We start from the raw sequence: 23,072 nt of genomic DNA on the forward strand, positions 1-23,072 counted from the left end.
TGCCGCGGACCCGAAGGCGATCTCCATGCCGCAGACCCGCCACCGGATACGCGCACCACGCCGCGCCGGCGCGTACATCGGCCTCACCGTGCTGGCCCTCGGTGTCACGGCCACTGCGAGCACCGGGATTTCCAGCCGCGGCCACTCCGCGGCCGGGCCCGTGGCCACGAGCGCCGAGTCCGCTCTGGCTCCCTGCCGGATCACCGGCGCGATGGGCGTCCAGATGTCCGAGGGAATGCCGACCCCGCCCGGGTACTCGCGCTCGACCGGCGAGGTCCGCGCGCTGAACCTGATGATCGACTTCCCGGACGCCAAGGGCGAGGGCACCGCGCTGGACCGCATGGCGGAGTTCTTCCCCCAGACCTCCGACTGGTTCCGCACCAGCTCCTACGGCCGGCTCACGTACCGGGCCGAGGCGCCGATAAGGACCTGGCTGCGGATGCCGATGCCGTTCGCCGCGTACGGGATCGAGCGCGGATCCGCGTACGAGCCGGGCTACCGGCAGCTCGTCGAGCACATCGCGAAGGCCGCCGACCCGGAGGTGGACTTCAGCCGCTACGACCTGGTCAACGTCCTGGTCACGCCGAACGCCGGACCGTCCGCCCTGGACACCGTGCTGTCGGTCACCTTCTCCGGCAACGCCGAGGCCCCGATGGCCGACGGCGTACCGCTCGCCAACACGTCCTTCGTCTACAGCCGGCAGGACGACGGCTCGGGCACCTACCGGGAGACCGGCTACCGGGTGCTCCCGCACGAGAACGGGCACGTCTTCGGGCTGCCCGACCTGTACACCTCCGACGGCGGGGGCACGGTCGGGCACTGGGACATCATGAGCGAGGACTGGGGGGCCAACAACGACCTGCTGGGCTGGCACAAGTGGAAGCTGGGCTGGCTGGACAGCTCGCAGATCAGCTGCGCCGCGAAATCCGGCGTCAGCGACCACACTCTGACCCCGCTCGGCGTGGAGGGCGGCACCAAGCTGGCCTTCGTGCCGCTGTCGGAGACCGCCGGGTACGCGGTGGAGGTGCGCACCCGGGCCGGGAACGACGAGGCCGTCTGCAAGCCCGGCGTACTGATCTACAAGGTGGACTCCCAGGTGGACACCGGGCGCGGGCCCGTCACCGTCTCCGACAGCGCGATCGGCAGCGGCGGCTGCACCCGGCGGCCCAATGTGCACGGGGAGCTGTCGGACGCGCCGTTCCGGCCGGGCGAGACCTTCACGGACGAGCAGGCCGGCGTCAGCATCTCGGTGGTGGGCGAGCTGCGCAACGGCAGCTTCCAGGTCCGGATCACCCGCCCCTGAGGCGCCGCCCGGCCACCAGAACGACCACACGACCACACGACGACGAGCCGACAACCGACAGCCGACAGCCGCCGAGACCGACAGCCGACGACACCGAGGAGACACAGGATGACGACCGGCACCCCCGAAGAGCGGCTCGCCGCAGCCGGGTTCACCCTCCCGAAGACCCTCGCCCCGCTGGGCGCGTACGTGCCCGCGCTGGTCAACGGGCATCACGTGTACACCTCCGGCCAGCTGCCGATGGCCGACGGCGCGCTGCTGCTGACCGGGAAGGTCGGCGCCGAGGTCACCGAGGAGCAGGCCAAGGGGCTGGCCCGGCAGTGCGCGCTGAACGCGCTCGCCGCCATCGCCTCCGTGGCCGGGGACCTGTCCGCCGTCAAACGGGTGGTCAAGGTGGTCGGCTTCGTGGCGAGCGATCCGCGGTTCACCGGCCAGCCGGGCGTGGTCAACGGGGCCAGCGAGCTGTTCGGCACCGCCTTCGGCGACGCGGGCATCCACGTGCGGAGCGCGGTGGGCGTGGCGGTGCTGCCGCTGGACGCGCCGGTCGAGGTGGAGGTCGTCGTGGAGCTGCACACCCCGATGGGCGTCTGAGGCCCGGGCCGGACGGGGGCCGGGGTCAGCCGGCCCCGCCGCGGTACTCCTCCCAGGTCCACAGGAGCTGGCGGCGGGCCAGGACGCCGACGGCGTACCGGCGGTACGCCGCGGTGCCGCGGACGTCGTCGATGGGGTTGCAGGCCGCTGCCGCGAGGTCCCCGAACCGCTTCGCGATCGACGGGGTGATGACCTTGCGGGACTCCCAGAACCCGCCCTCGTCCAGGGCCGCGGCCAGGAACTCCTCGGCCGTCTTCGCCCGGACCGGCGTGGGCGCCGCCGAGCCGATGCCCGTACGGACGCTCCGGGTCGCCGGGTGCAGGGCCAGGCCGAAGGCGCAGACGGCGATGACCATGGCGTTGCGGGTGCCGACCTTGGAGAACTGCTGGGGCCCGTCGGCGGTGGCCACGTGCACGGCCTTGATCAGCTCGTCGGGGGCGAGGGCGTTGCGCTTGACCCCGGTGTAGAACGCGTCGATCGGGATCAGCCGGGAGCCCCGTACGGACTCCACCTCGACCCGCGCGCCGGCCGCGAGCAGCGCCGGGTGGGCGTCACCCGCCGGGGAGGCCGTACCGAGGTTGCCGCCGACGCTGCCGCGGTTGCGGATCTGCGGGGAGGCGACGGTGTGCGAGGCGAGGGCCAGGCCCGGGAGCTGCGGGCGCAGGTGCTCCATGATCTGCGTGTACGGGACGGACGCGCCGAGCCGTACGACGTCCTCGCCGACCTCCCACTCCCGCAGCACGGCGATGCGGTTCAGGTCCATGAGGTACTCCGGCCGGCGGTGGTCGAAGTTGATCTCGACCATCACGTCGGTGCCGCCGGCGATGGGCACGGCGGTGGGGTGCTCGGCCTTGGCGGCGAGCGCCTCCTCCCAGCCGGCGGGGCGAAGGAATTCCATGGGTGTCCCATGGACCGGCGTGTTCGACCTCAAACCGAATCAGGCGGAATTCCCCCGGCCATCGGGCCGCTCGGAGAAGCCGGTGTGGAGCCCGGCACGCTGCCGGTCCGGTGCGGCCAGAACCGTTTTCGCACCGCATCTCTGATAACCGGGGTTATCAAGCAGGTTCAACCCCTGCGCGCTACCAGCTGTAAGCTCCTGTCACCCGCAGCACAGAGGCTCATGGACGGCTCATCCGGGGCCGTCGGCGACGGGCACGGTTTCCGCACGGGGGAGGGGAAAAAATGGGTGGTTCCGCGCCGCGCGGCCCTTCTCCGATCTTGCCCGAGCAGCCGTCCTGGCGTATCGGATACGCCGAGATCGCCGCCCTCGCCCAGGTGAAGCGGCCCGTCCCCACCACCTGGAGCCGACGGCACCCCGATTTCCCCGCGCCCGTGACCCGCGAGGGCGGCCGGCCGCTCTTCGACGCCCTGGAGGTCGTGGACTGGCTGGTCCGGACCGGCCGCGGCAACAGCGACCCCCGGCGCCTGCGGGCCGATGCGGCCCTCCACACCCTGTCCGCCTGGCGGGTCTCCGGCCTGTCCGCATCCGCGCTGATCAGTGCGCTGACCGCCCTGATCTGTCTGCGGCAGCAGTACGACTCCCCGATCGGGGGGCGCGCCTGGGACGACCTCCTGCGCCGGGCCGCCGACCTCGACGCGGAGGACACCTTCCTCCTCTCCGAGCTGCGGGCCGTCCCCGACCCGGAGCACCTGGGACCGGCCCTGAGCGCCCTGGCCGACGAACTGACCGAGGCCGCCTACACCCCCGCCGAGGCCTTCGACTGCGTCCTGGACGCCCGCCGCCGGCTCGGCTCGCACGACCCGGCCGCCGACGAACCCACCCCGGCCATGACCCGTGCTCTCGTGGCCCTGGCCGGCATGGACTCCCTCGGCGCGGAGTCCGTGGTCGCCACCCCGTACGCCCGCACCGGCGACCTGCTCACCGCCCTGCACGCGGCGGCACCCGAGGGCTCCGGCCACACCTACCTCGCGGCCGACCCCGACCCGTCCCTCGTCCGTCTCGTCCGGCGCCGGATGCTCGTCCGGGGGGTCTACGAGTTCGCGCTCGACGTGGTCGAGGGCGAGGAGCCGGCCACGGACGACTGGGGCGACCCCGGTCTGCTGGTCTGCGCCCTCCCGTACGAGGCGGGGGAGACCCGCAGCGCCCGCCAGGTCCTGGAACGCGTGCAAGACCTGGCCGACCACCTCGGCGACGGTGCGACGGCCATCGTCCTCGGCCCCGCCGACGCACTCGTCCGGCCCCTGCCGCGGCACGGCGACGCGGACCGGCTGCGCCGTTCCTTCCTCCGCAAGGGCCTCCTCAAGGCGACGATCAGCCTCCCCGACGGGGCGTTCCCCTACCGTCCCGGCTACCGCACCGCCATCTGGCTGCTGCACCGCACCCCGCAGGCCGAGCGCACGGGACGCGTCCTCCTCGCCGACTACTCCGCGCGGCCGCTCACCGAACCGGTCCTCGACGGGCTCGCCGAGGACATCGCCATCTGGCGGACCTCCGGCTGGCGCGGGGACCGCAGGCACGAGCCCCGCGACGCGGCCGTCGTCCTGGTGAAGGAACTCGACGACCGACCGGGATCCGCCCTCACTCCCCAGCACCGCTCCCCCGAGGCCCGGTACACGCGTACGGTCGCCGAGCGCCCCGCACGCATCGGTGACGCAGAACGGCGTATCGCGGAACTCGACGAGCGGGCCCTCGCCCGGGCCGGTGGGAACGGGGCACTGACGGCACGGGCCGTACTGCGCCCCGAGCACCAGCCGGTGTGCCGCACCACCGTCGGCCGGCTCCTCGACAACCAGCGCCTGCGCCGCCGTCCCGGGCACCGCCTCGCCCCCGAACACCTCACGGCGGAGGGTCACTACGCGGTGATCGGGCCCGACGAGATCCTCGGCACCGCGCGCCTCGGCAGCCGGCGCATCGACCGCGGCCTCCTCTTCACGGTGTACGAGCACACCCAGTTCACCGAGCCCGGAGACGTCGTCGTCACCGCCAGCCCACGCTTCGGCGCCCACGTCGATGCCGAAGGCCTGTCGGTCGTCATCGCCCCCGCCCGCATCCTGCGCGTGCGCCCCGACGCCGACCCTCCGGTCCGGCCCCGGGTCCTGGCGGCGCTGCTGCTCGCCGCCGCCCGCGACCACGGCCGCACCACCGGAGCCGTACGGGCCTCGCGCGGCATCGAGGACCTGATCATCCCGGACCTGGGGCGCGAGGAGGCGGAGCGGTATGACGCCGTACTCGCCGAGATCGAGCGCCGGGCCGGGCTTCTGCGGCAGCAGTCCGCCGCCCTCGACGACTTGGCCCGCCTCACCGCCGCCGGCATGGCCGACGGCACGCTGACCATCCAGGACTTTCCCGTTCCTCCCGGAACCGACGACTGAAGGAGCCGGCCCACACCATGCCACCGCGTACGAAGAAGGCCGCCGACCAAGCGGAGCTGTTCAGCGCCTCCACCGCCAAGGAGCTCCAGACGATCCTCTGGAAGGCGGCCGACAAGCTGCGCGGCTCCATGGACGCCGCCCAGTACAAGGAGTTCGTGCTCGGGCTCATCTTCCTGAAGTACGTCTCCGACGCCTTCGAGGAGCGCCGGAACGAGCTGGCCGGGGAGCTCGCCGAGGACGGCATCTCCGAGGACCAGATCGGCGAGTTCCTGGAGGACCGCGACGAGTACACCGGCGCCCACGTGTTCTGGGTCCCGGAAGCCGCCCGCTGGTCCTGGATCGCCGCCCATGCCAAGAGCCAGGGCGTCGGCGAACTCCTCGACGCGGCGATGGACGCGGTCATGCGGGAGAACGCCGCCCTCACCGGTGTCCTCCCCAGGATCTTCAACCGTGACAACGTCGACCAGAAGCGCCTGGCCGAACTCGTCGGCCTCATCAGCGACGCCCGTTTCGGCGGGACCGAGGACAAGCCGGCGCAGGACGTGCTGGGCGAGGTGTACGAGTACTTCCTCGGCAACTTCGCGCGGGCGGAGGGCAAGCGGGGCGGCGAGTTCTACACGCCGCAGTCGGTGGTCCGGCTGATCGTGGAGATCCTGGAGCCGTACAACGGGCGGGTGTACGACCCGGCCTGCGGTTCGGGCGGCATGTTCGTCCAGGCCGGCAAGTTCATCGAGGCGCACCGGGGCCGCGGGCACAAGGCCGACATCGCCGTCTACGGCCAGGAGCTCAACGAGCGCACCTGGCGCCTGGCGAAGATGAACCTCGCCATCCACGGCATCGACGGCAACCTGGCCGCCCGCTGGGGCGACACCTTCGCCGACGACAGGCACCCCGACCTCAAGGCCGACTTCGTGATGGCCAACCCCCCGTTCAACATCAAGGACTGGGCGCGGGACGAAGGGGACCCGAGGTGGAAGTTCGGGGTCCCGCCGCGGAGCAACGCCAACTACGCGTGGCTCCAGCACATGGTCTCCAAGCTGGGTGAGCGCGGCTCGGCCGGCATCGTCCTGGCCAACGGCTCGATGAGCTCCCAGTCGAGCGGCGAGGGCGAGATCCGCCAGGCGATGGTGGAGGCGGACCTCGTGGCGTGCATGGTCGCCCTGCCGTCCCAGCTCTTCCGTACGACCCAGATCCCGGCGTGCCTGTGGTTCCTGGCCAAGGACAAGTCCCCGCAGGGTGCGAAGGCGCTGGCCGACCGGCGCGGCGAGATCCTCTTCGTCGACGCCCGCGGGATGGGCGAGATGGTCGACCGTACCGAGCGCGTCCTCACGGCGGCCGACCTCGCGAAGATCGCCGGCGTTTACCACGCGTGGCGGGGCACGGCCTCGGCGCGGGACGAGGGACTGACGTACGAGGACGAGGCGGGCTTCTGCTTCTCGGCCGGCCTGGAGACCGTGCGGGCGCACGGGTACGTCCTGGCGCCGGGGCGGTACGTGGGCGCGGTCGCGGCGGAGGAAGAGGACGGGGGGGCGGTGGCGGCCCGCATCGCCCGGCTGACGGAGGAACTGTCCAGGCTGTTCGAGCGGTCGGCGGAGCTGGAGAAGACGGTGCGGGAGCAGCTGGAGGGCCTCGATGTCTGAGGTCATCACGCTGGGCGAAGCGTGCCTCAAGATCGTCGACTGTGAGCACAAGACGGCCCCGGAGGCCGCTCCCGGAACCGAATACGGCTACTCGGTCGGCACGCCGCACCTCCGGAACGGGCGCATCCTTCTGGAGGCCGCGAAGAGGGTGGACAAGGAGACGTACGAGGGCTGGACGGCGCGGGAGGTTCCGCGCGACGACGATCTGATCCTTGCCCGCGAAGCCCCGGTGGGACAGGTGGGCCGCATCACCCAAGGGGAAAGGATCTGCCTCGGGCAGCGCACGGTTCTGCTGCGGCCGGACAGCGCTGTCGTCGACTCGCGCTACCTCCATTACCTCCTGCTGTCGCCGGCCGTTCAGGAAGCCATGGCGTCCAAGGCGGCCGGGTCGACCGTCGCCCACCTGAACGTCAAGGACATCCGGGAACTCCCCCTGCCCTCATTGCCCGTCCGGCCGTATCAGGTCGCCGTGGCCGACCTCCTCACCGCGCTGGACGACAAGATCGCCGTCAACGAGCGCATCACGGCCACGTACGAGCAATTGCTCCAGTGCAGGTTCACGGAACTGGGGCTGTCCGACGAACCCGACGACGCGACGGCCGTCGCCGTGACGGAGCTCGTCCGGTTCAACCCGAAGCTGGCCAAGCCCTCGGCCGATGAGCCGGTGTACGTGGACATGGCCGCGCTGCAGACCGGCCGGGCCGGCATTCCCGCATGGGCCCGGCGCGCACCCAAATCCGGTCCGCGGTTCATGAACGGCGACACGCTCCTGGCGCGCATCACCCCGTGTCTGGAGAACGGGAAGACCGGATACGTCGACTTCATGGAGGAAGGCGAAGTGGGGCTCGGGTCGACCGAGTTCATCGTGATGCGCTCTCGCGAGGGAGTCCCTTCCGAGCTCAGCTACTTCCTGGCGCGCGACAACAGGTTCCGTGAGCACGCGATGCGCAACATGGTCGGCACGTCCGGGCGCCAGCGGGTCAGTGCGGCGGACGCGGCGAACTACTTCGTGAATCGTCCTGACCCCGATGCGCTGGCCTCCTTCGGCAGGAACGCACAGGCCGCCTTCCGCCACATGAATGCGTTGCAGGGCGAGCAGCGGAACCTCGCGGCCCTCCGCGACACCCTCCTCCCCCAGCTCATGTCCGGCCGTCTCCGCGTCCGTGACGCCCAGAAGATCGTCGAGGAGCAGGTATGACCGACGCCCCCGACGACCGGCACAACCACCGCCCCCACGAGTCCGACTGGGAGCTCCTCGCCCTCGCAGAGCTGGCCGGGCTCGACTGGAAGCCCTCCCCCGGCAACGAGTTCGCGCCCGGATCCGGGCACCGGAGGTCCTGGGACGACCTGATCCTGTACCCGGACCTCCGGGAGGCGGTGGAGCGGCTCAACCCGGACCTCCCCCCGGCCGCCGTCCGGGACGCGGTCGGTGCCGCCGCGACGCCCGCGTCCCAGGACACGTACGAGGAGAACCGGACCGCCCACGGCCACCTGACCACCGGCATCCGGTCCGTCACGTACACCGATGCCTTCGGCGCCGAGCACAACCCCACCATCAGGCTCGTCGACCTCGACGACCCGGACGGGAACGTGTGGCGCGCCCTCAACCAGGTCACCGTCGTCGACGGTGAGAAGCGCCGCCGCTTCGACGTCGTGCTGTACGTCAACGGGCTGCCGCTCGCCGTCCTGGAGCTGAAGCGCGCCGGCGACGAGGACGCCACGCTCCACGACGCGCACTCCCAGGTCTCCCGCTACGTACAGGAGTTCCCGACCGCGTTCCGGTACAACGCGGCCGTGCTGGTCTCGGACGGCGTCACCGCCAAGTACGGCACGCCGTTCACACCGTACGAGCACTACGCGCCGTGGAACACGGACGAGCTCGGCGTGCGCGTCGACCCGTTCTCCGCCGGGGGCATAGGCGACTCGGGCCAGAACCTGGCCCTGCACGGCCTGTTCACCCGGGACCGGTTCCTCACCCTCATCGGGTCCTTCGTCAACTTCGTGCCGTCGAAGCGGATGAAGCGCATCGCGAAGCCGCACCAGTACCACGCGGTGAAACGCGCGGCCGAGGCCGTGCGCGAGGCGGCGGCGACCGACGGGAAGGCCGGCGTCGTCTGGCACACGCAAGGCTCGGGCAAGTCCGAGGAGATGGTCCTCACCACCACCATGGTGATGAAGGACCCCGCACTGCTGAACCCGACCGTCGTGGTCATCACCGACCGGACGGACCTCGACGACCAGCTGTACTCGACGTTCCTGGAGAGCGAGATCCTCCCGGAGGCGCCGAAGCAGGTCCTGACCCGGGCCGAGCTGCGCGAGGAACTGGCGGCCAAGCGGGTCGGCGGCATCCTCTTCACGACGCTGCAGAAGTTCGGCCGCACCAGGGAGGAGAAGGAGTCCGGCGCGGACCACCCGCTGCTCTCCGACCGCCGCAACATCGTGGTCGTCGTCGACGAGGCGCACCGGAGCCACTACGACAGCCTCGACGGCTACGCCCGTCACCTGCGCGACGCGCTCCCCCACGCCACGCTGCTCGCCTTCACCGGTACGCCGATCTCCGAGGCCGACCGCAACACGCGGGAGGTGTTCGGCGACTACATCGACACGTACGACCTGAAGCGCGCCGCCGACGACGGGGCGACGGTCAAGGTCTATCACGAGAGCCGGGTCATCCAGCTGGTCCTGGACCGCGACGTGGACCCGGCGAAGGTCGACGAGGAGGCCGACCGGATCACCGACGGGCTCGATGACGTCGAACGCCGCCGGGTCGAGCAGGCCGTCGCCACGATGAACGCGTTGTACGGCGCGCCCGCCCGCATCCGCGACCTCGCCGCCGACCTCGTGCGGCACTGGGAGACGCGGCGCACGGCGATGCAACCGTTCATCGGTGTCTCCGGGACGGGCGGTGCGACGGGCAAGGCGATGATCGTGTGCGCGACCCGCGAGATCTGCGTCAGCGTGTACGACGCCCTGTGCGAACTGCGGCCCGGGTGGCACAACGCCGAGGTCGACAAGGGCGTGATGAAGATCGTGTTCTCTTCGAACTCGCGCAAGGACCCCGACCGTCTGCTCGCCCACGCCCTGAGCGACAGCCGCCGCAAGGCCGTCATCAACCGGGCCAAGGACCCCGACGACGAGCTGGAGCTGCTCATCGTCAACAACATGCTGCTGACCGGCTTCGACGCGCCGCCCCTCCACACCATGTATCTGGACCGGCCGCTCAAGGGCGCGGGCCTGATGCAGGCCCTGGCCCGGGTCAACCGCCGCTTCCGGGGCAAGGAGGACGGGCTCCTCGTCGGGTACGCGCCGCTCACCGAGAACCTCCGGCGAGCCATCGCCGAGTACACCGACGCCGACCAGCAGGACCGCACGCTCGGACAGGACCTCGACCGGGCGCTGGACGAGCTGCGCAACGAGTACGGAGTCCTCGACGACATCCTGCGGGGCTTCGACTGGCGGACGCGCCTGGACATGCCGTCCAAGACGGCGTTCATCGACGCCGCGATCCGGGCCGCGAACCACCTCCGCGACCCCCTTACGGCGGGCAACGACCCGGAGAAGCTCGACGACCCCCGCCAGACGCTCGGCCGGCGCTTCCGCGATCACTCGTACCGTCTGGAGCGCTTCCACGCGCTCTGCGGCAGCTCGGCCGACATCGGCGGACGCTTCCCGGACCACCCGGCCTGGCGGCGGGACGTCCAGTTCTTCGTCGAGGTCCGCGCCTACATGGCCAAGTACGACGCGATGGAGCGCGAGGCCCGCGGTCTGCCCGTCGCCCGCGACGTCGAGCTGTACCTGGCACAGCTGACGTCCTCGGTCGTGGAGACCGGCGGGGTGACCGACCTGCTCGCCGAGGCCGGCCTGGAGACCGCCGACCTGACGCACCTCAACGATGCGCTCGCCGCGAGGCTGCAGAACAGCGAGACCCCCCACCTGGCGGCCGAGGCCCTGCGGAGGCTCATCGAGCGCAAGATGCGCGAGGTGACCCGGCACAACATCGTGCGGCGCACGACGTTCTCCGAGCGGCTGCAGGACCTCATGGTCCGGTACATGCGGCAGCAGTGCACGAGCGCGGAGCTCATCGCCAAGCTCGTGGAGATGGCCAAGGAGGTCATGGAAGACGCCCGGCGCGGCGAGAAGTTCGAGCCGCCGCTGGACTGGCGCGAGCTCGCCTTCTACGACGCGGTCGCCGACCACGGAACGGCTCGCTCGGTGATGGGCGACGAGGTGCTGGCCGACATCGCTCGCGAACTGGTCGCGGAGATCGGCAGCAAGCTCAAGCCGGACTGGATCGCGCGGGAGGCGGTCCGCGCGCGCCTGCGCAGTGCCATCAAGCGTCTCCTGGCCCGCCGCAACTACCCGCCGGACGAGGCACCCGAGGCCATCAACCTGGTCCTGAAGCAGATGGAGCACTTCGCCCACGAGTGGTCCGCGAACGGCACCCCGGACAGCTGACCCGCGTGAACGTTCCCACCACGACGGTGGCAGCGCGCCGGCGGGCCGTCGCGCGGACCGCCCCGGCCCGGGGGTCCCGCGACGCCGCCGGCCGCCGACCGCCCTGGAGGCCCGGAACCCCCAGGTCACAGCCACGCCGTCAGGGCAGCTCAGCTCCTGCGGCAATCCGTGCGACCACTCCCAGCACGATCCGCTAGGCTGTCAGCGGTCAGTCGACTACCAGGCGTGTGCCCGGGAACGTGTCCGCGAGGACATCTCCACCGGGGGTGCGCACGTCATCCGACCAGCACGCTTGCCGAAGCAACTCGCGCGACCCCTCTGGGGTTTCCGACAACGCCTCCGACAAGCCCCCGCCTTCGTAGCTCAGGGGATAGAGCACGGCTCTCCTAAAGCCGGTGTCGCAGGTTCGAATCCTGCCGAGGGCACAGGGGGAAAGGGCACCTACTGGATCAGTGGGTGCCCTTTCGCGTCGGGTGGGGGTCAGGCCACGGTCAGGCCACCAAGTCGGCGTAGAAGATGACGTTGTTGGTGCGGTGGCCGTCCTTGATCTCGCCGCCGCAGGTGAGGAGGCGGAGCTCGGGGCGCTGGGTCTCGCCGTAGACCTTGTCGGTCGGGAAGTCCTTCTTGTTGACGTCCTCGATCTCGCGGATCTTGAACCTCGCGGTCTTGCCGTCCTCGCGCGGCACCTCGATCAGGTCGCCGAGCCCGATCTTCTTGACGTCCTTCATCAGCGCCGGGCCGTGCTTCGTGTCGAAGTGGGCGACGAGGACGGAGACGCCCTTCTCGCCCGGGGTCGCGCCCCCGGTCCACCAGCCGGGGCTGTCCGCGTCCGTGTCGGCGTTGGGGACGCCGAGCTCGCCGGTGGCCGCGTCCACCTTGAGGTCGACCATCCTCTTCGCGTCCACGCCCGCCGCGTCGATCTTCATGCCGGTCGGCTTCGACGGGGGGAGGGCCGTTGCCGTGTGGGCCACGGGGGCCGCCGCGGACGCGTTGCCGACCTTGGGGTCCGGCGGGAGCTTGGTGCCGCCGCCACCGGTACCGGGGCCGGCGCCGGTGCCGCAGGCGGCCAGGGCGCCCGTGACGGACAGCGCCAGGGCCGCCGTCACGATCGCGCGGGGCGTGCGGGGCGTGCGGGGCATGAGGGTGCTGGGCATGGTGTTCTCCGGGCGGGGGAAGGCGGTGTGGCCGGGAGCTTCGGTGTGGTTCGGCCTGGCGACGAACCCGACGTTACGAGGGCCATGTCTTGGTGATCCGTCGGCGATGTAACGATTGTCCGGATACTGGGGCGCGACCCCGTGAAGGACCAAAGTCCCTGGTGGGAGATGCGCGAAAGCCCTCCCGGCCGGAACCGGGAGGGCTTTCGATGCGTGTCGTGGGTCGTGGGATCAGCTCAGGCCTCTGCTGCGTTCACCGATGCGGTCACCCTGCGGGGCGCCGGCCCGCTTCAGGGCCGCCTTCGTGTGCGCTCCGCCCTTGACCTTGCTCCGCACGAGACCGTCGAAGCCGTGGCCTGCCGGGCGCGGCGGCCGATCCGGCTCCTGGGCCTGGAAGGCCTCTCGGAAATCCTGCCTCTGCTGCTCTTTGCTCATCCCGTCGTCAACTCCCTCGGGAAGCACCCAATCGGACTATTGGGATGGTATGCAGATATGCGGAGCAACGCACCTGGACCGACCGTAAAAACTCCCGATCAAGGACGCGGCGGAGCCGGGCGCTCCAGCGGCCCCGCCAGCCACCGGGTCAGCTCCTCCGGGCACGGCGTCCCCCGCGGCAGCTGGTACTTCGCCGCCACCCGGTACACCCCCGGCCCCGGCGCCAGCAGCTCCGTCCACACGTCGCCCGCCGTGTCCGGAGCCGCCTTGAACAGGCACCCCGCCGTGTTCGCGTACTCCTTCGGCAGCGTGCCCGAGCCGCCGCCCCCGCCCCCGCTGCGCGCCTTCGACGCGAACGTCTCCTGCGGCGGCGGCACCGGCTTGCCCGCCCCGTCCACCAGCCCCAGCCACGGCGAGTGCGGGATCCGTACGAGCACCCGCCCGGCCGTCTTCACGTCCACGACCAGCTGGTCCGCGCCCGCCCGCACCACCGTGGCCGGCCCGGACACCAGGTCCGTCGGCGCGTCGACCTTGAACAGCCGCCAGTTCCGGTCGCCCCATACCTGCTGGAGGTACGGGAGCCCTTCGCTCACCAGCTTCGCCTCGTCCTCCCCGCCCGAATCGGGTTGGTCGGCCGGCAGCACCACGTAGTGCACGGCCCAGCGGTCCAGCCACTCCCGGTAGCTCACGGCCGTGAGGGTGTCGTCGTAGAAGAGCGGGTTCCGCTCCAGGTCGGCCTGCCGGTTCCAGCCGCGCGCGAGGTTGACGTACGCGGGGAAGGCGGAGGACTCGCGGTGGCTGCTGGCCGGGACCACCTCGACCCGGCCGCGCTCGGCGCCCGCCTTCTTCAGCTGGTCGACCAGCGGGGCCAGCTCCCGGTTCCAGGCGGCCACCGGGGTGGTGCGGACGATGTCCGTGATGCTGTTGGCGGTGATCCAGACGTTGATCCCGACGAACGCGAACAGCACCGCGTACCAGTGCCGGCTGCGCGGGACCGCGTACGGGAGGGCCGCGAGCAGCACCGCCCCGCCGAACAGCATGACCAGCCGGGTGACGTTCGAGCCGACCTGCGAGTCGATCGCCCAGGTCAGCAGCACCCCGAAGGCGTACACGGCGGAGGCGATCCGGACGGTCTTCCACCGCTTCGGTACGAGGAACAGGATCGCCAGCCCGAAGAGGAACGGCGGCGCGGCCGAGCCCAGCTTCATCGGCTGCGTCCCGGAGAACGGGAACAGCCAGGCCGACAGACCGACGACCGCCACCGGGGCGAGGCCGAGCGCGTACGCCCCCGGGCGCCGCCCGCTCAGGAACAGCGCGGCCGCGATCACGCCGAGGAAGAGCCCCGCGACCGGGCTGGAGGCGGTCGCGAGCCCGGCCAGCGGCGCCGCCACGGCCGCCTTGGCCCAGCGCCGCTCCGCCCATTTGCGGGGCCAGCAGAAGACGGCGGCGACGGCGCCGAGCGCGAACATCGCGCCGAGCCCGAAGGTGACGCGGCCCGACAGGGCGTTGCAGAGCAGCCCGTAGACCCCGGCCAGAGCCGGCCACAGGGGCTCGCGGACGGTGCCCCGGCAGCGGGTCAGTATCAGTGCGAGCAGCCCGGCCGAGACCGTACCGGCGACCATCATCGTGGTCCGCACGCCGATCATGTACATCACGTACGGGGACACCACGCTGTACGAGACGGGGTGCATGCCGCCGTACCAGGCGAGGTTGTACGCCGAGTCCGGGTGGCGGCCGACGAACTCGGCCCAGGCGTCCTGCGCGGCCAGGTCGCCGCCGCTGTTGGCGAAGCTGAAGAACCAGATCACGTGCAGGAGGGCCGCCACGGCGGTGGCGACGAGCACCGGGTGGCGGCGCAGCCGGCCGAGGGCGCGGGAGGTGACGGAGGCAAGGGAGCCGACGGGAGCCGGAGAAGCCGTGGCGGCCGGGGAGACCGCGGCGGCCGTGTCAGCCCCTATGCCGCCGGGTGCGGCCTCGGGCACGTCGCCGGCCCCGGACGCACCGGATCCGCCGGCGGCCGCCGGTGCACCCCGGTCGCCCTGGCTCTGCTGCTCAGCGGTGGTCACTGCACTACTCCCCGGATTCCCCGGACTCCCCGGGTTCACCGGAGCATCGATCGAACTTCTGCGTACCGTTCCCGGGACGCTAGACGCGCGGCGGCGCCCCGGGGTTGCCCGGGGCGCCGGAATCACGCGGTGTCGCGGCGAGCGGTCACTTCACCACTTCACCGTTTGCGGGGGCGATCAGCCGACACGGGTCAGTTTGCTGCCGATGCCCGGCGCGGCGAGGTCGCTCTGCAGCGCCACCGGCACCTTCACCTGGCTGGCCCCTTCGCCGACGGTCAGCACGCCGATCTCGGTGCCCGCCTTGGCGGTCTGCGGGAGCTTTCCGTCCCCGGCGGCGAGCTTGACGGTGACGGTGAGCGACGGCCAGCCGACCGCCTCCACGTCCGCGGTCGCGACGACCGGGGTGTGGCCGCCGAGACCGTCGTCCACGTACCCGACGACGTCGCCCTTCTTCACGACGGGCGCGTTCACCAGCAGCTTCTGCGTGGCCAGCATGACCTGCTTGCTGGCCGCGATGGCGGTGTCGAGGATCGGGACGCCGTACTGGCCGAGCACCGCGCCGACGATCAGCTGCTTGGTCTTGCCGACCTGCTTCTCGGCGGCGAAGAGCAGGTTGCCGCCGGCCTTGGTGGTGGAGCCGGTCTTGATGCCGAGCGCGCCGTTGCCCGGGATGAGCGTGTTGTAGTTGCGCCACTTCTTGCCGTACTGGTCGGTCCATTCCGGCAGCTTGGTGATCTCGATCAGCTCCGGCATCTCCACGACCTTGAGACCGAGCTTGACCTGGTCCTCGGCGGTGCTGACCGTCGTCGCGTCCAGACCCGAGGGATCCGTGTACGTGGTGTTGGTCATGCCGAGTTCCTTGGCGGCCTCGTTCATCTTCTTGACGAACGCCTCCTGGTCGCCGCCGGCGTCCCACCGCGCGAGCAGCCGCGCGACGTTGTTGGCCGACGGAATCATGATCGCGGCGAGGGCGTCGTACTCCGAGATCTTGTCGCCCGCCTTGAGGGTGCCGACCGTGGACTCGCCCTCGGAGCTCTTGGCGCCGTCGTCGACCGCCGTCTGGTCGATGTCGATCATCGGACCCTTCTTCTCACCCTTCTTGAGGGGGTGGTTCTTCAGGATCACGTACGCCGTCATCGTCTTGGCGACGCTGCCGATGGCGACCGGCTTCTGCTCGCCGAAGCTGCCGACGGTGCCGAGGCCCGCGGCGGCCATGTAGGCCTGGCCCTCCTTCGGCCAGGGCAGGACCGGGTTGCCGCCGTCGAAGGTGTACGAGGACTTCGCGGTCATCGTGAGCTTCGGCTCGGGCAGGGGGCGCACGAGTTGGACGACGGCCAGGACGATCACGAGGAGCGCGACCAGCGGGGCGTAGATCTTGAACCGCCGGACGGCCGTGCGCATCGGGCTCGGCGGCGGGGGCGGGTTGTTGGTGAGGTCCGCGAGCATGTCGAGCGGCGGCTTGGGCGGCAGCGGCTGCTGCGTGGTCCGCTCGCTCCGCTCGGGTACGGGTACGGGTGCGGGTGCGGATACGGGCGCGGGGGCCGCGGCGGGGGCCGGAGCCGGAGCCGCTGCCGCGGGGGCCGTCGGCGTCGGCTTCGGAGCCGGGCCGTCCTCCTTGCGCAGCGGCACGAACGTGCTGGCCCGCTCCCCGCCGACCGCCTTCGGCGGCACGGGCCGGGAGGCCGCGGGCTTCTGCGGAGCCGGGGCAGAGGCCTTGGCGTCCGGCTTCACGGCCCGGAACACGGCGGTGCGCTCGCTGTCCGCGGCCTCGCCGGAGCCCTTGCCCGCGCCGCCGGCACCGGAGCCGGACCCGGAACCGGAACCGGCAGCGGAACCGGAATCCACCTTCGGAGCCCGGAACACGGCGGTGCGCTCGCTGTCGTCCGCCGACGGCTTGGCCGACGCGCCGGCCGCGGACGGCGAACCGGAACCCGCAGCCTCGGAGCCCGGACCGCCCTTGGCGGGAGCCGAACCCGGCTTCACGGCGCGGAAGACGGCCGTGCGCTCGCTGTCGTCCGCCGACGGCGTGCCGGAGGTCTCGGCGGCGGCCGCCGAACCGGAGCCCGCGGGCGCGGCGCCTGCCGAACCGGAATCCGGTCGGGCGGCTCCGGCCGGCTTGGTGGCGGAAGCCGGATCCGGCTTCCGTGCAGGGGTATCGGCGGCAGCGGGCTTCGCCGCGGCCGACGCAGCACCGGAACCAGAACCGGAAGCGGAACCTGCGGCTGCGGCACCCGAGCCGCCCGGCTCCGCACCCGGCCGCACGGCCCGGAAGACGGCGGTGCGCTCACTGTCGTGCGCCGGCGACGGCTTGGCCGGAGCATCGGCGGCGGCCGGTCCGTCCGCGCCGGAGGGCTTGGCGGGGGAAGCCTGATCCGGCCTGCCGGCCGGGCGGCCGACGCCGGCCGCAGCGGTGCCGGAACCGGAACCCGTGGCAGTGGTGTCGTCGGTGGCGGCGTCCGAAGCGGAACCCGCTGCGGGGCCGCGCTCGGCGGCGGCCGGCTTCCCGGCGGCGGGCGCCGGGGCGTCCGTACCGGCTCCGGGCCGGACGGCCCGGAAGACAGCGGTGCGCTCACTGTCGCGCGACGGCTCCTCGGCCGGGGTCCCGGCAGCGGCGTCCGGCTTCGGAGCGGCCTTGCCGCCCTCGGCGGGGGCCGGAGCCGAGCCCGCCTCGGGAGCGGTCGGCGCTGCGGCGTCCGCATCGGCCTCGGCCGCAGCCGAGCCCGCCTTCGGAGCGGCGGCCGGCGCCGGGGTGTCCGTACCGGCCTCGGCAGAGGCCGGAGCGGGCTCCGACTCCTCGGCGGCCTGCTTCGACTCGGCCTGCTTCGACTCGGCCTGCTTCGGTTCCTCAGCGGCCGACTTCGGATCCGCCGGCTTCGGGGCACGGAAGACCGCCGTGCGCTCGCTGTCCGCCGGTGCCGAGTCCGGGTCCACCCGTCCGGAGGACCCGGAAGACCCGGTGGACTCCTCCTCGGTCGTGGCCACCCACGCCGCCACCGCCTCGCGCAGCGGATCCCGGCCCTCGGCCGAGGCGGCGGCGGAGGTCCCCGACTCGGGGTCCCGCGGCCGGAACACCGACAGCCTCGGGTCACGCTCCGCGGAGGACATCGCCGCCCCCGACGCTCCTTCATCAACCGACTTGTCGGGGGACTCGCCCGCCACCAGTTCCTCCTCGATCGCCACCACGTTCGGCTGTCCGAATGTCTAACAGTGTCCCGTCTAGGGGGCATCGCCCCCGCGCTAGACGAGAACGACATACTTGCCGGTTCCCCCACAAAGCGACCAGGCGCTCTCGACAGATGAATGTGAGAGGCGTCACCCTGTCACTCATCCACGCGGGGAGGCATGGATGGGCAGGAGCCGCAGAACAATTCCGGAGGAGCTTCTGCTGCTCGCTTTGGACCCGACCACGGGTACCACGGCGCAGCCGCAGTCGCTCGACCTCGGCCTGGCCGGGGCACAGCTAGTAGAGCTGGCTCTGGCAGGACGGATAGCCCCTGACGGGGATCGTATCGCCGTGGTGATGCCACGGCCGACAGGAGATCCGACCCTGGACTCCGCACTGGAACTGCTGCGCAGGCGCGGCAGCCCGGTACGGGCCGTCCACTGGATCGGCGGACCCCGGCTGGGGCTCCGCCAGATTTACCTCGCTCATCTGGAGCGCTGCGGCATGGTCCATGCCGTCGCGGGCCAGATGTGCGGAGTGCTGCCGACGACTCGCTACCAGGCGACCGACACGGCGATCAGCCGGGAGATCCGTGCCCGGCTCGACAGTGCGATCCGCACCGGCGTACCGCCGGACCCGCGGACCGCGGCGCTCGCCGCACTGGCCCACGCGGTCGGACTCGGCAAGCACCTGTACCCCGGCAACGAGGGGCGGTCGTCCAGGTCCCGGCTGCGGGACCTGATCCGGCACGACCCGATGGGCGGTCTCGTGGCGCACGCCGTCATGGACGTCCAGAACGGTGTGGCTGCTCAGCCGCGCCGTGACCGCGCACCGGCGGCGCCGCCGCCCGCCCGGGCCACGGCGAACGGCGTACCGATGCAGGCGCGCCGGACGGGCGCGATGGCCCGCGCCGGCGTGGCCGCGCACTGATCCACGGCTTTACCGATTCACCGCTCCACCGAACCGCCATCGCCGCAACCGGCGTCCCCGATGACCCGGTTCGGGAGCCGCCAGCGCGCGGGATGGCGGGGCCGGTCCGCCGGCCCCGCCGTCCCGCGCGTCTGCGTTTCCGGGCCGTTCTCCGGCGCCGCCCCGCCCTTCGGTGGCAGTCTGCTCACCATCAGACACGCAGAGAGACAGAACCAGAAGAAGGCGGAGGTGCCGTTCAAGTGGCGTCCAATGTCAATCCCACCGTCCGACGCCGCCGACTGGGCATGGAGTTGCGCAAGCTCCGCGAGGACAAGGGCATGACGGCCGAGCAGGTCGCCGAACGCCTGCTCGTCTCCCAGTCGAAGATCAGCAGGCTGGAGAACGGCCGCCGTTCCATCAGCCAGCGCGACGTCCGCGACCTGTGCGACGTGTACGAGGTCGAGGACCGCCGGCTCGTCGACTCCCTCATGCAGATGGCCAAGGACTCCCGCCAGCAGGGCTGGTGGCACGCCTTCGGCGACATCCCGTACAGCGTGTACATCGGCCTCGAAACCGATGCCGCCAGCCTGCGCACCTACGAACCCCAGATGGTGCCCGGCCTGCTCCAGACCCCGGAGTACGCCCAGGCCCTCATCCGCGGCGCGCTGCCCGAGACCGCTCCGGCCGACGTCGAGAAGCGCGTCCAGGTGCGCATGCACCGGCAGAAACGGCTCTCCGAAACGGACAACAACAATCCGGAAGTCGGGCCGTTGCGGCTGTGGGCGGTCATCGACGAGGCCGCGCTGCGCCGGCACGTGGGCGACCCGCAGCTGATGATCAAGCAGCTCGAGTACTTGATAGAGCAGTCCGAACAGCCGTACATCACCGTGCAGGTGATGCCGTTCTCGATGGGCGCGCACCCCGGCGTGAACGGTCAGTACGCGATCCTCGAATTCCCCGACGCGTCGGACTCGACGGTGGTCTACATCGAGGGCGTGACGAGCGATCTGTACCTGGAGAAGGCGAACGACGTCCAGAAGTACAGCGTGATGTACGAGCACCTGCGCGCGCAGGCCCTCAACGTGGAACAGACGCGTCAGTTCATCGCGGAGATCATCGGCCAGTACGCCGGCAAGGGAAGTAGGTAAAAGGGGAGAAAACCGGGCAGGTGGCGAGGGGGGCCGGTACGGTACACCGTCACTCCCCAGCCACAGAAGTCCTGAATGGAATATGCCACTCGGTCGGGTGAATGACCCCTTCGCCCGTCGGAAGGTGCCGGTAGCGTCGATCACGTCGGTCAGAGAAGCGAAATGGCCGACACCTCACTGGCACGACTCGCTGAACCGGAGAGAAACATGGCTATTCGTCAGGGCGCCACGGACAACTGGATCAAGTCCTCCTACTCCGGCGGAAACGGCGCTTGCGTCGAGGTCAAGTCCCCCGTCGTGGAGGCCATCGCGGTCCGCGACTCGAAGGTGCAGGACGGTCCGTCCCTCACCTTCGCGCCGGGTTCCTGGACCTCGTTCGTCGCCGACGTCACCGAGGGCCGGCTGGGACGCCTCGTCTGAACGTCACGGCGTACGGCCCCGCCGATCCCTCCTCTGCATCACGCGCCACGACCGCATTACCCGCACCACTGACTGAAGCCCTCTCGACTGGCCCGCCGTCCCGGCCGAGGGGGCTCGGCCATGTCCGGGGCCGGATTCCGACCACCCCCGGACACTCCTAGCGGAGCTCCCCCACGTACCGGTCCGTTCCCGGCACCGTCGGGATGAACGGCGCCACCAGCTCCACCCGTCCCACTCCGGCCTCGGCGACCTCGGCGTCCAGGCCCTGGAACCGGTCCCAGCAGGTACGCGGATCCGCCTCCAGGAACCACAGCAGCGTCAACCGGGTGTCGACCCCCTCGACCTGCTTGACGTACGTCATCCGGTCGCCGGGCAGCGGGGTCGGCCGGAAGACCGTCACCATCGCGGCCGGCGAGCCGTGCAGCCGCTTCGGCAGGGCGCGCGAACGCAGCCACTCCAGCAGCTCCGCCCGCTGCTCGGGGCCGTCGGCGTCGATGACCTGGAGGACCAGGCCGGCGTACGGATGGTCGAGGGCGTGGAAGTCCCGGGGGCCCGCGGCCCCGTCGCGGTAGACCGTGGCCTCGTGGTCCTGGAAGGCCGTGAAGACGTGGGTGCGGTCCTGGTAGACGCGGCCGTCACGATTGAGCCGCTTGTTGATGCCGACCGTCCACTTCATGTGCTCGTCGTAGCGGCCCTCGGTGACCCAGTAGGTGGAGATGTAGCACCCGGCGGTGACGGGCTGGGCGACCGCCGATTTCTCCGGGTAGCGCAGCTGCTGGAGCTCGCGGGTGGCGACCCAGCGGCGGCCCGCGTACATCCAGGGCATGGCCATGGCGCCGGCGTAGTAGTGGTCGTCCTCGTACCAGCGGTTGTACGCGTACTCGTGGCCCGGGTGCGGTTCGACCATGGTGATCAGCGCGTGGCCGGGGCGGACTCCGTACGGGCCCACCGCCGCCAGGTCGGCATAGGTCTCGGGGCGGGCGTCTTGGCTCTGGCGTTCCGTCGTCATGCCGAAGGGTCTAGCTGATGAGACGTCAGATGGGGAGGGGGTGCGCGGCGTTCCACCCCTTGACATATAGGTGCCGCATACATCTTTACGTGGCTAGGATGCGCGCACCCGCCTCCCCTAGGAGCCCCCCGTGCCGTCTTCCACGCCCTCCCCCACCACCCTGCCCACGTCGCCGCCGCCCGCGTTCGCCGCCCGCGCCACCGCCGTCGCCGGGTCACCCGTCCGCGAGATCCTCGCGCTCACCGCGCGCCCGGGGGTGATCTCGTTCGCCGGTGGCCTGCCCGCGCCCGAGCTCTTCGACGCGGAGGGACTGCGGGCCTCGTACGACGCCGCGTTCGCGGAATCGGCCGGCCGGGCGCTCCAGTACTCGACCACCGAGGGCGCGCCGGAGCTGCGCGAGGAGGTGGCCGCGCGGGTGACGGCCCGGGGGCTGGCGACCTGCGCGGAGGACCTGGTGGTCACCACGGGGTCCCAGCAGGCCCTCACCCTGATCACCTCGACGCTGGTGGAACCGGGCGACGCCGTCCTCGTCGAGAACCCCACGTACCTGGCGGCGCTCCAGTGCTTCGGGCTGGCCGGGGCGCGGGTCATACCCGTGCCCTGCGACGGGGAGGGCATCCTGCCCGACGCGCTGGAGGAGATCGTGGCCCGGGAGCGACCCAAGCTCCTCTACTCGGTGCCCACGTTCCAGAACCCCACCGGGCGCACCCTGCCGGGCGTCCGGCGGGCTGCGGTGGCGGAGATCGCGGCACGGCGCGGCCTGTGGCTGGTGGAGGACGACCCGTACGGGGAGCTCCGGTTCGAGGGGGCCGAGGTCCCGTGGCTCGCGGCGCATCCGGGGGCTCAGGACCGTACGGCACTGCTCGGGAGCTTCTCGAAGGTCATGGCCCCGGGGCTGCGGCTGGGCTGGCTGCGCGCACCGGAGGCGCTGCGGCGGGCGGCGGTGGTGACGAAGCAGGCGGCGGACCTGCACACGTCGACCGTGGACCAGCTGGCGGCGGCCCACTACCTGCGGACCGCGGACCTCGACGCGCACATCGGCGCGGTGCGCGCGGCCTACCGGGAGCGGCGCGACGCCCTGCTCGCGGGGCTGGGCGCGGCCCTGCCGGAGGGCTCGGCCTGGAACCGGCCGGAGGGCGGGATGTTCGTGTGGGCCCGGCTGCCGGAGGGGTACGACGCGACGGGCCTGCTGGCCTCGGCGGTCTCCCGCGATGTGGCGTTCGTCCCCGGAGCACCCTTCTACACGGGCGCCCCGGACCCCCGGACCCTGCGCCTGTCGTTCACGACGCACACGCCGCGGGAGATCGGGGTGGGCCTGGAGCGGCTGGCGGCGGCCGCCCGATCGGGCCCCGCCGGCGCCTGAAGCGCCGGGGCGCCGACGGGGGCCGCCGGGGCGCGGCGGGGCCGGGGGTGCCGACGCGGCCGGGGTGCCGGGGGTTCCGGGGG

General features: G+C 71.7%; 16 protein-coding genes and 1 tRNA gene. 11 read left to right on the top strand and 6 right to left on the bottom strand.

The features are described from left to right. Positions 1-25: 25 nt before the first annotated feature. Both ADK52_RS03365 and ADK52_RS03370 read left to right on the top strand, forming a co-directional pair. Entirely contained in the window at positions 26-1,303 is a 1,278-nt protein-coding gene (locus ADK52_RS03365) for a M6 family metalloprotease domain-containing protein (protein ID WP_053688288.1), read from the top strand. A 108-nt stretch (positions 1,304-1,411) separates the two neighbouring features. After that, positions 1,412-1,894, top strand: coding sequence for a RidA family protein (locus tag ADK52_RS03370; RefSeq protein ID WP_053688248.1), 483 nt, complete (start codon positions 1,412-1,414; stop codon positions 1,892-1,894). A gap of 25 nt (positions 1,895-1,919) precedes the next feature. Here ADK52_RS03370 and ADK52_RS03375 read toward each other — a convergent pair whose 3' ends face one another. Beyond that, positions 1,920-2,792, bottom strand: coding sequence for an FAD binding domain-containing protein (locus tag ADK52_RS03375; RefSeq protein WP_053688249.1), 873 nt, complete (start codon positions 2,790-2,792; stop codon positions 1,920-1,922). Between the two features lie 320 nt (positions 2,793-3,112). On the opposite strand from ADK52_RS03375, the gene ADK52_RS03380 reads away from it, so the two are divergent. The 5 genes from ADK52_RS03380 to ADK52_RS03400 all read left to right on the top strand — a co-directional run bounded on the left by ADK52_RS03380 (position 3,113) and on the right by ADK52_RS03400 (position 11,747). Then, positions 3,113-5,227, top strand: a complete 2,115-nt coding sequence (locus ADK52_RS03380) for a hypothetical protein (protein WP_234343283.1) — start codon at positions 3,113-3,115, stop codon at positions 5,225-5,227. Positions 5,228-5,244: 17 nt separating this feature from the next. Next, positions 5,245-6,867 (top strand): type I restriction-modification system subunit M, encoded by a 1,623-nt coding sequence (locus ADK52_RS03385; RefSeq protein WP_053688251.1) that lies wholly within the window; start codon positions 5,245-5,247, stop codon positions 6,865-6,867. Further along, positions 6,860-8,065, top strand: a complete 1,206-nt coding sequence (locus ADK52_RS03390; protein ID WP_053688252.1) for a restriction endonuclease subunit S — start codon at positions 6,860-6,862, stop codon at positions 8,063-8,065. The genes ADK52_RS03385 and ADK52_RS03390 overlap by 8 nt, the downstream gene beginning before the upstream one ends. Further along, positions 8,062-11,322: a type I restriction endonuclease subunit R gene (locus tag ADK52_RS03395; RefSeq protein WP_053688253.1), complete on the top strand. Its 3,261-nt coding sequence runs from the start codon at positions 8,062-8,064 to the stop codon at positions 11,320-11,322. Before ADK52_RS03390 ends, ADK52_RS03395 begins: the two co-directional genes overlap by 4 nt. Positions 11,323-11,674: 352 nt before the next feature. After that, positions 11,675-11,747 (top strand) — tRNA-Arg (locus ADK52_RS03400). Between the two features lie 66 nt (positions 11,748-11,813). Here ADK52_RS03400 and ADK52_RS03405 read toward each other — a convergent pair. The 4 genes from ADK52_RS03405 to ADK52_RS43295 form a co-directional block, all read right to left on the bottom strand. Then, complete coding sequence (locus tag ADK52_RS03405; protein WP_234343284.1) at positions 11,814-12,476, bottom strand: sortase domain-bontaining protein; 663 nt, start codon at positions 12,474-12,476, stop codon at positions 11,814-11,816. A gap of 231 nt (positions 12,477-12,707) precedes the next feature. Beyond that, positions 12,708-12,911: a hypothetical protein gene (locus tag ADK52_RS03410; RefSeq protein WP_234343285.1), complete on the bottom strand. Its 204-nt coding sequence runs from the start codon at positions 12,909-12,911 to the stop codon at positions 12,708-12,710. 98 nt (positions 12,912-13,009) lie between these two features. Beyond that, the gene (locus tag ADK52_RS03415) at positions 13,010-14,977 is read right to left on the bottom strand and encodes a hypothetical protein (protein ID WP_053688255.1); all 1,968 of its coding nucleotides are present in this window, start codon (positions 14,975-14,977) and stop codon (positions 13,010-13,012) included. A 177-nt stretch (positions 14,978-15,154) separates the two neighbouring features. Beyond that, positions 15,155-18,160 carry a D-alanyl-D-alanine carboxypeptidase family protein gene (locus ADK52_RS43295; RefSeq protein ID WP_234343286.1) on the bottom strand — a complete coding sequence of 1,002 codons (3,006 nt, stop codon included), beginning with the start codon at positions 18,158-18,160 and terminating at the stop codon, positions 15,155-15,157. Between the two features lie 163 nt (positions 18,161-18,323). Between ADK52_RS43295 and ADK52_RS03430 the strand changes: the two genes are divergently transcribed. The 3 genes from ADK52_RS03430 (at position 18,324) to ADK52_RS03440 (ending at position 20,617) form a co-directional block, all read left to right on the top strand. Then, on the top strand, positions 18,324-19,070 hold the full coding sequence (locus ADK52_RS03430; protein ID WP_053688257.1) for a GOLPH3/VPS74 family protein: 747 nt from the start codon (positions 18,324-18,326) through the stop codon (positions 19,068-19,070). A gap of 239 nt (positions 19,071-19,309) precedes the next feature. After that, on the top strand, positions 19,310-20,197 hold the full coding sequence (locus ADK52_RS03435) for a helix-turn-helix domain-containing protein (RefSeq protein ID WP_053688258.1): 888 nt from the start codon (positions 19,310-19,312) through the stop codon (positions 20,195-20,197). A 207-nt stretch (positions 20,198-20,404) separates the two neighbouring features. Next, entirely contained in the window at positions 20,405-20,617 is a 213-nt protein-coding gene (locus ADK52_RS03440) for a DUF397 domain-containing protein (protein WP_030156708.1), read from the top strand. A 157-nt stretch (positions 20,618-20,774) separates the two neighbouring features. Here the strand turns inward: ADK52_RS03440 and ADK52_RS03445 are convergent, their stop codons facing one another. Further along, positions 20,775-21,626, bottom strand: a complete 852-nt coding sequence (locus ADK52_RS03445; RefSeq protein ID WP_053688259.1) for a hypothetical protein — start codon at positions 21,624-21,626, stop codon at positions 20,775-20,777. Positions 21,627-21,756: 130 nt separating this feature from the next. Between ADK52_RS03445 and ADK52_RS03450 the strand changes: the two genes are divergently transcribed. Next, complete coding sequence (locus ADK52_RS03450; RefSeq protein WP_199828438.1) at positions 21,757-22,989, top strand: PLP-dependent aminotransferase family protein; 1,233 nt, start codon at positions 21,757-21,759, stop codon at positions 22,987-22,989. The last annotated feature ends 83 nt before the right edge of the window (positions 22,990-23,072 follow it).

Origin of the sequence: Streptomyces sp. WM6372 (genome assembly GCF_001279655.1) — a bacterium.
In the GTDB taxonomy this organism is placed as follows: domain Bacteria; phylum Actinomycetota; class Actinomycetes; order Streptomycetales; family Streptomycetaceae; genus Streptomyces.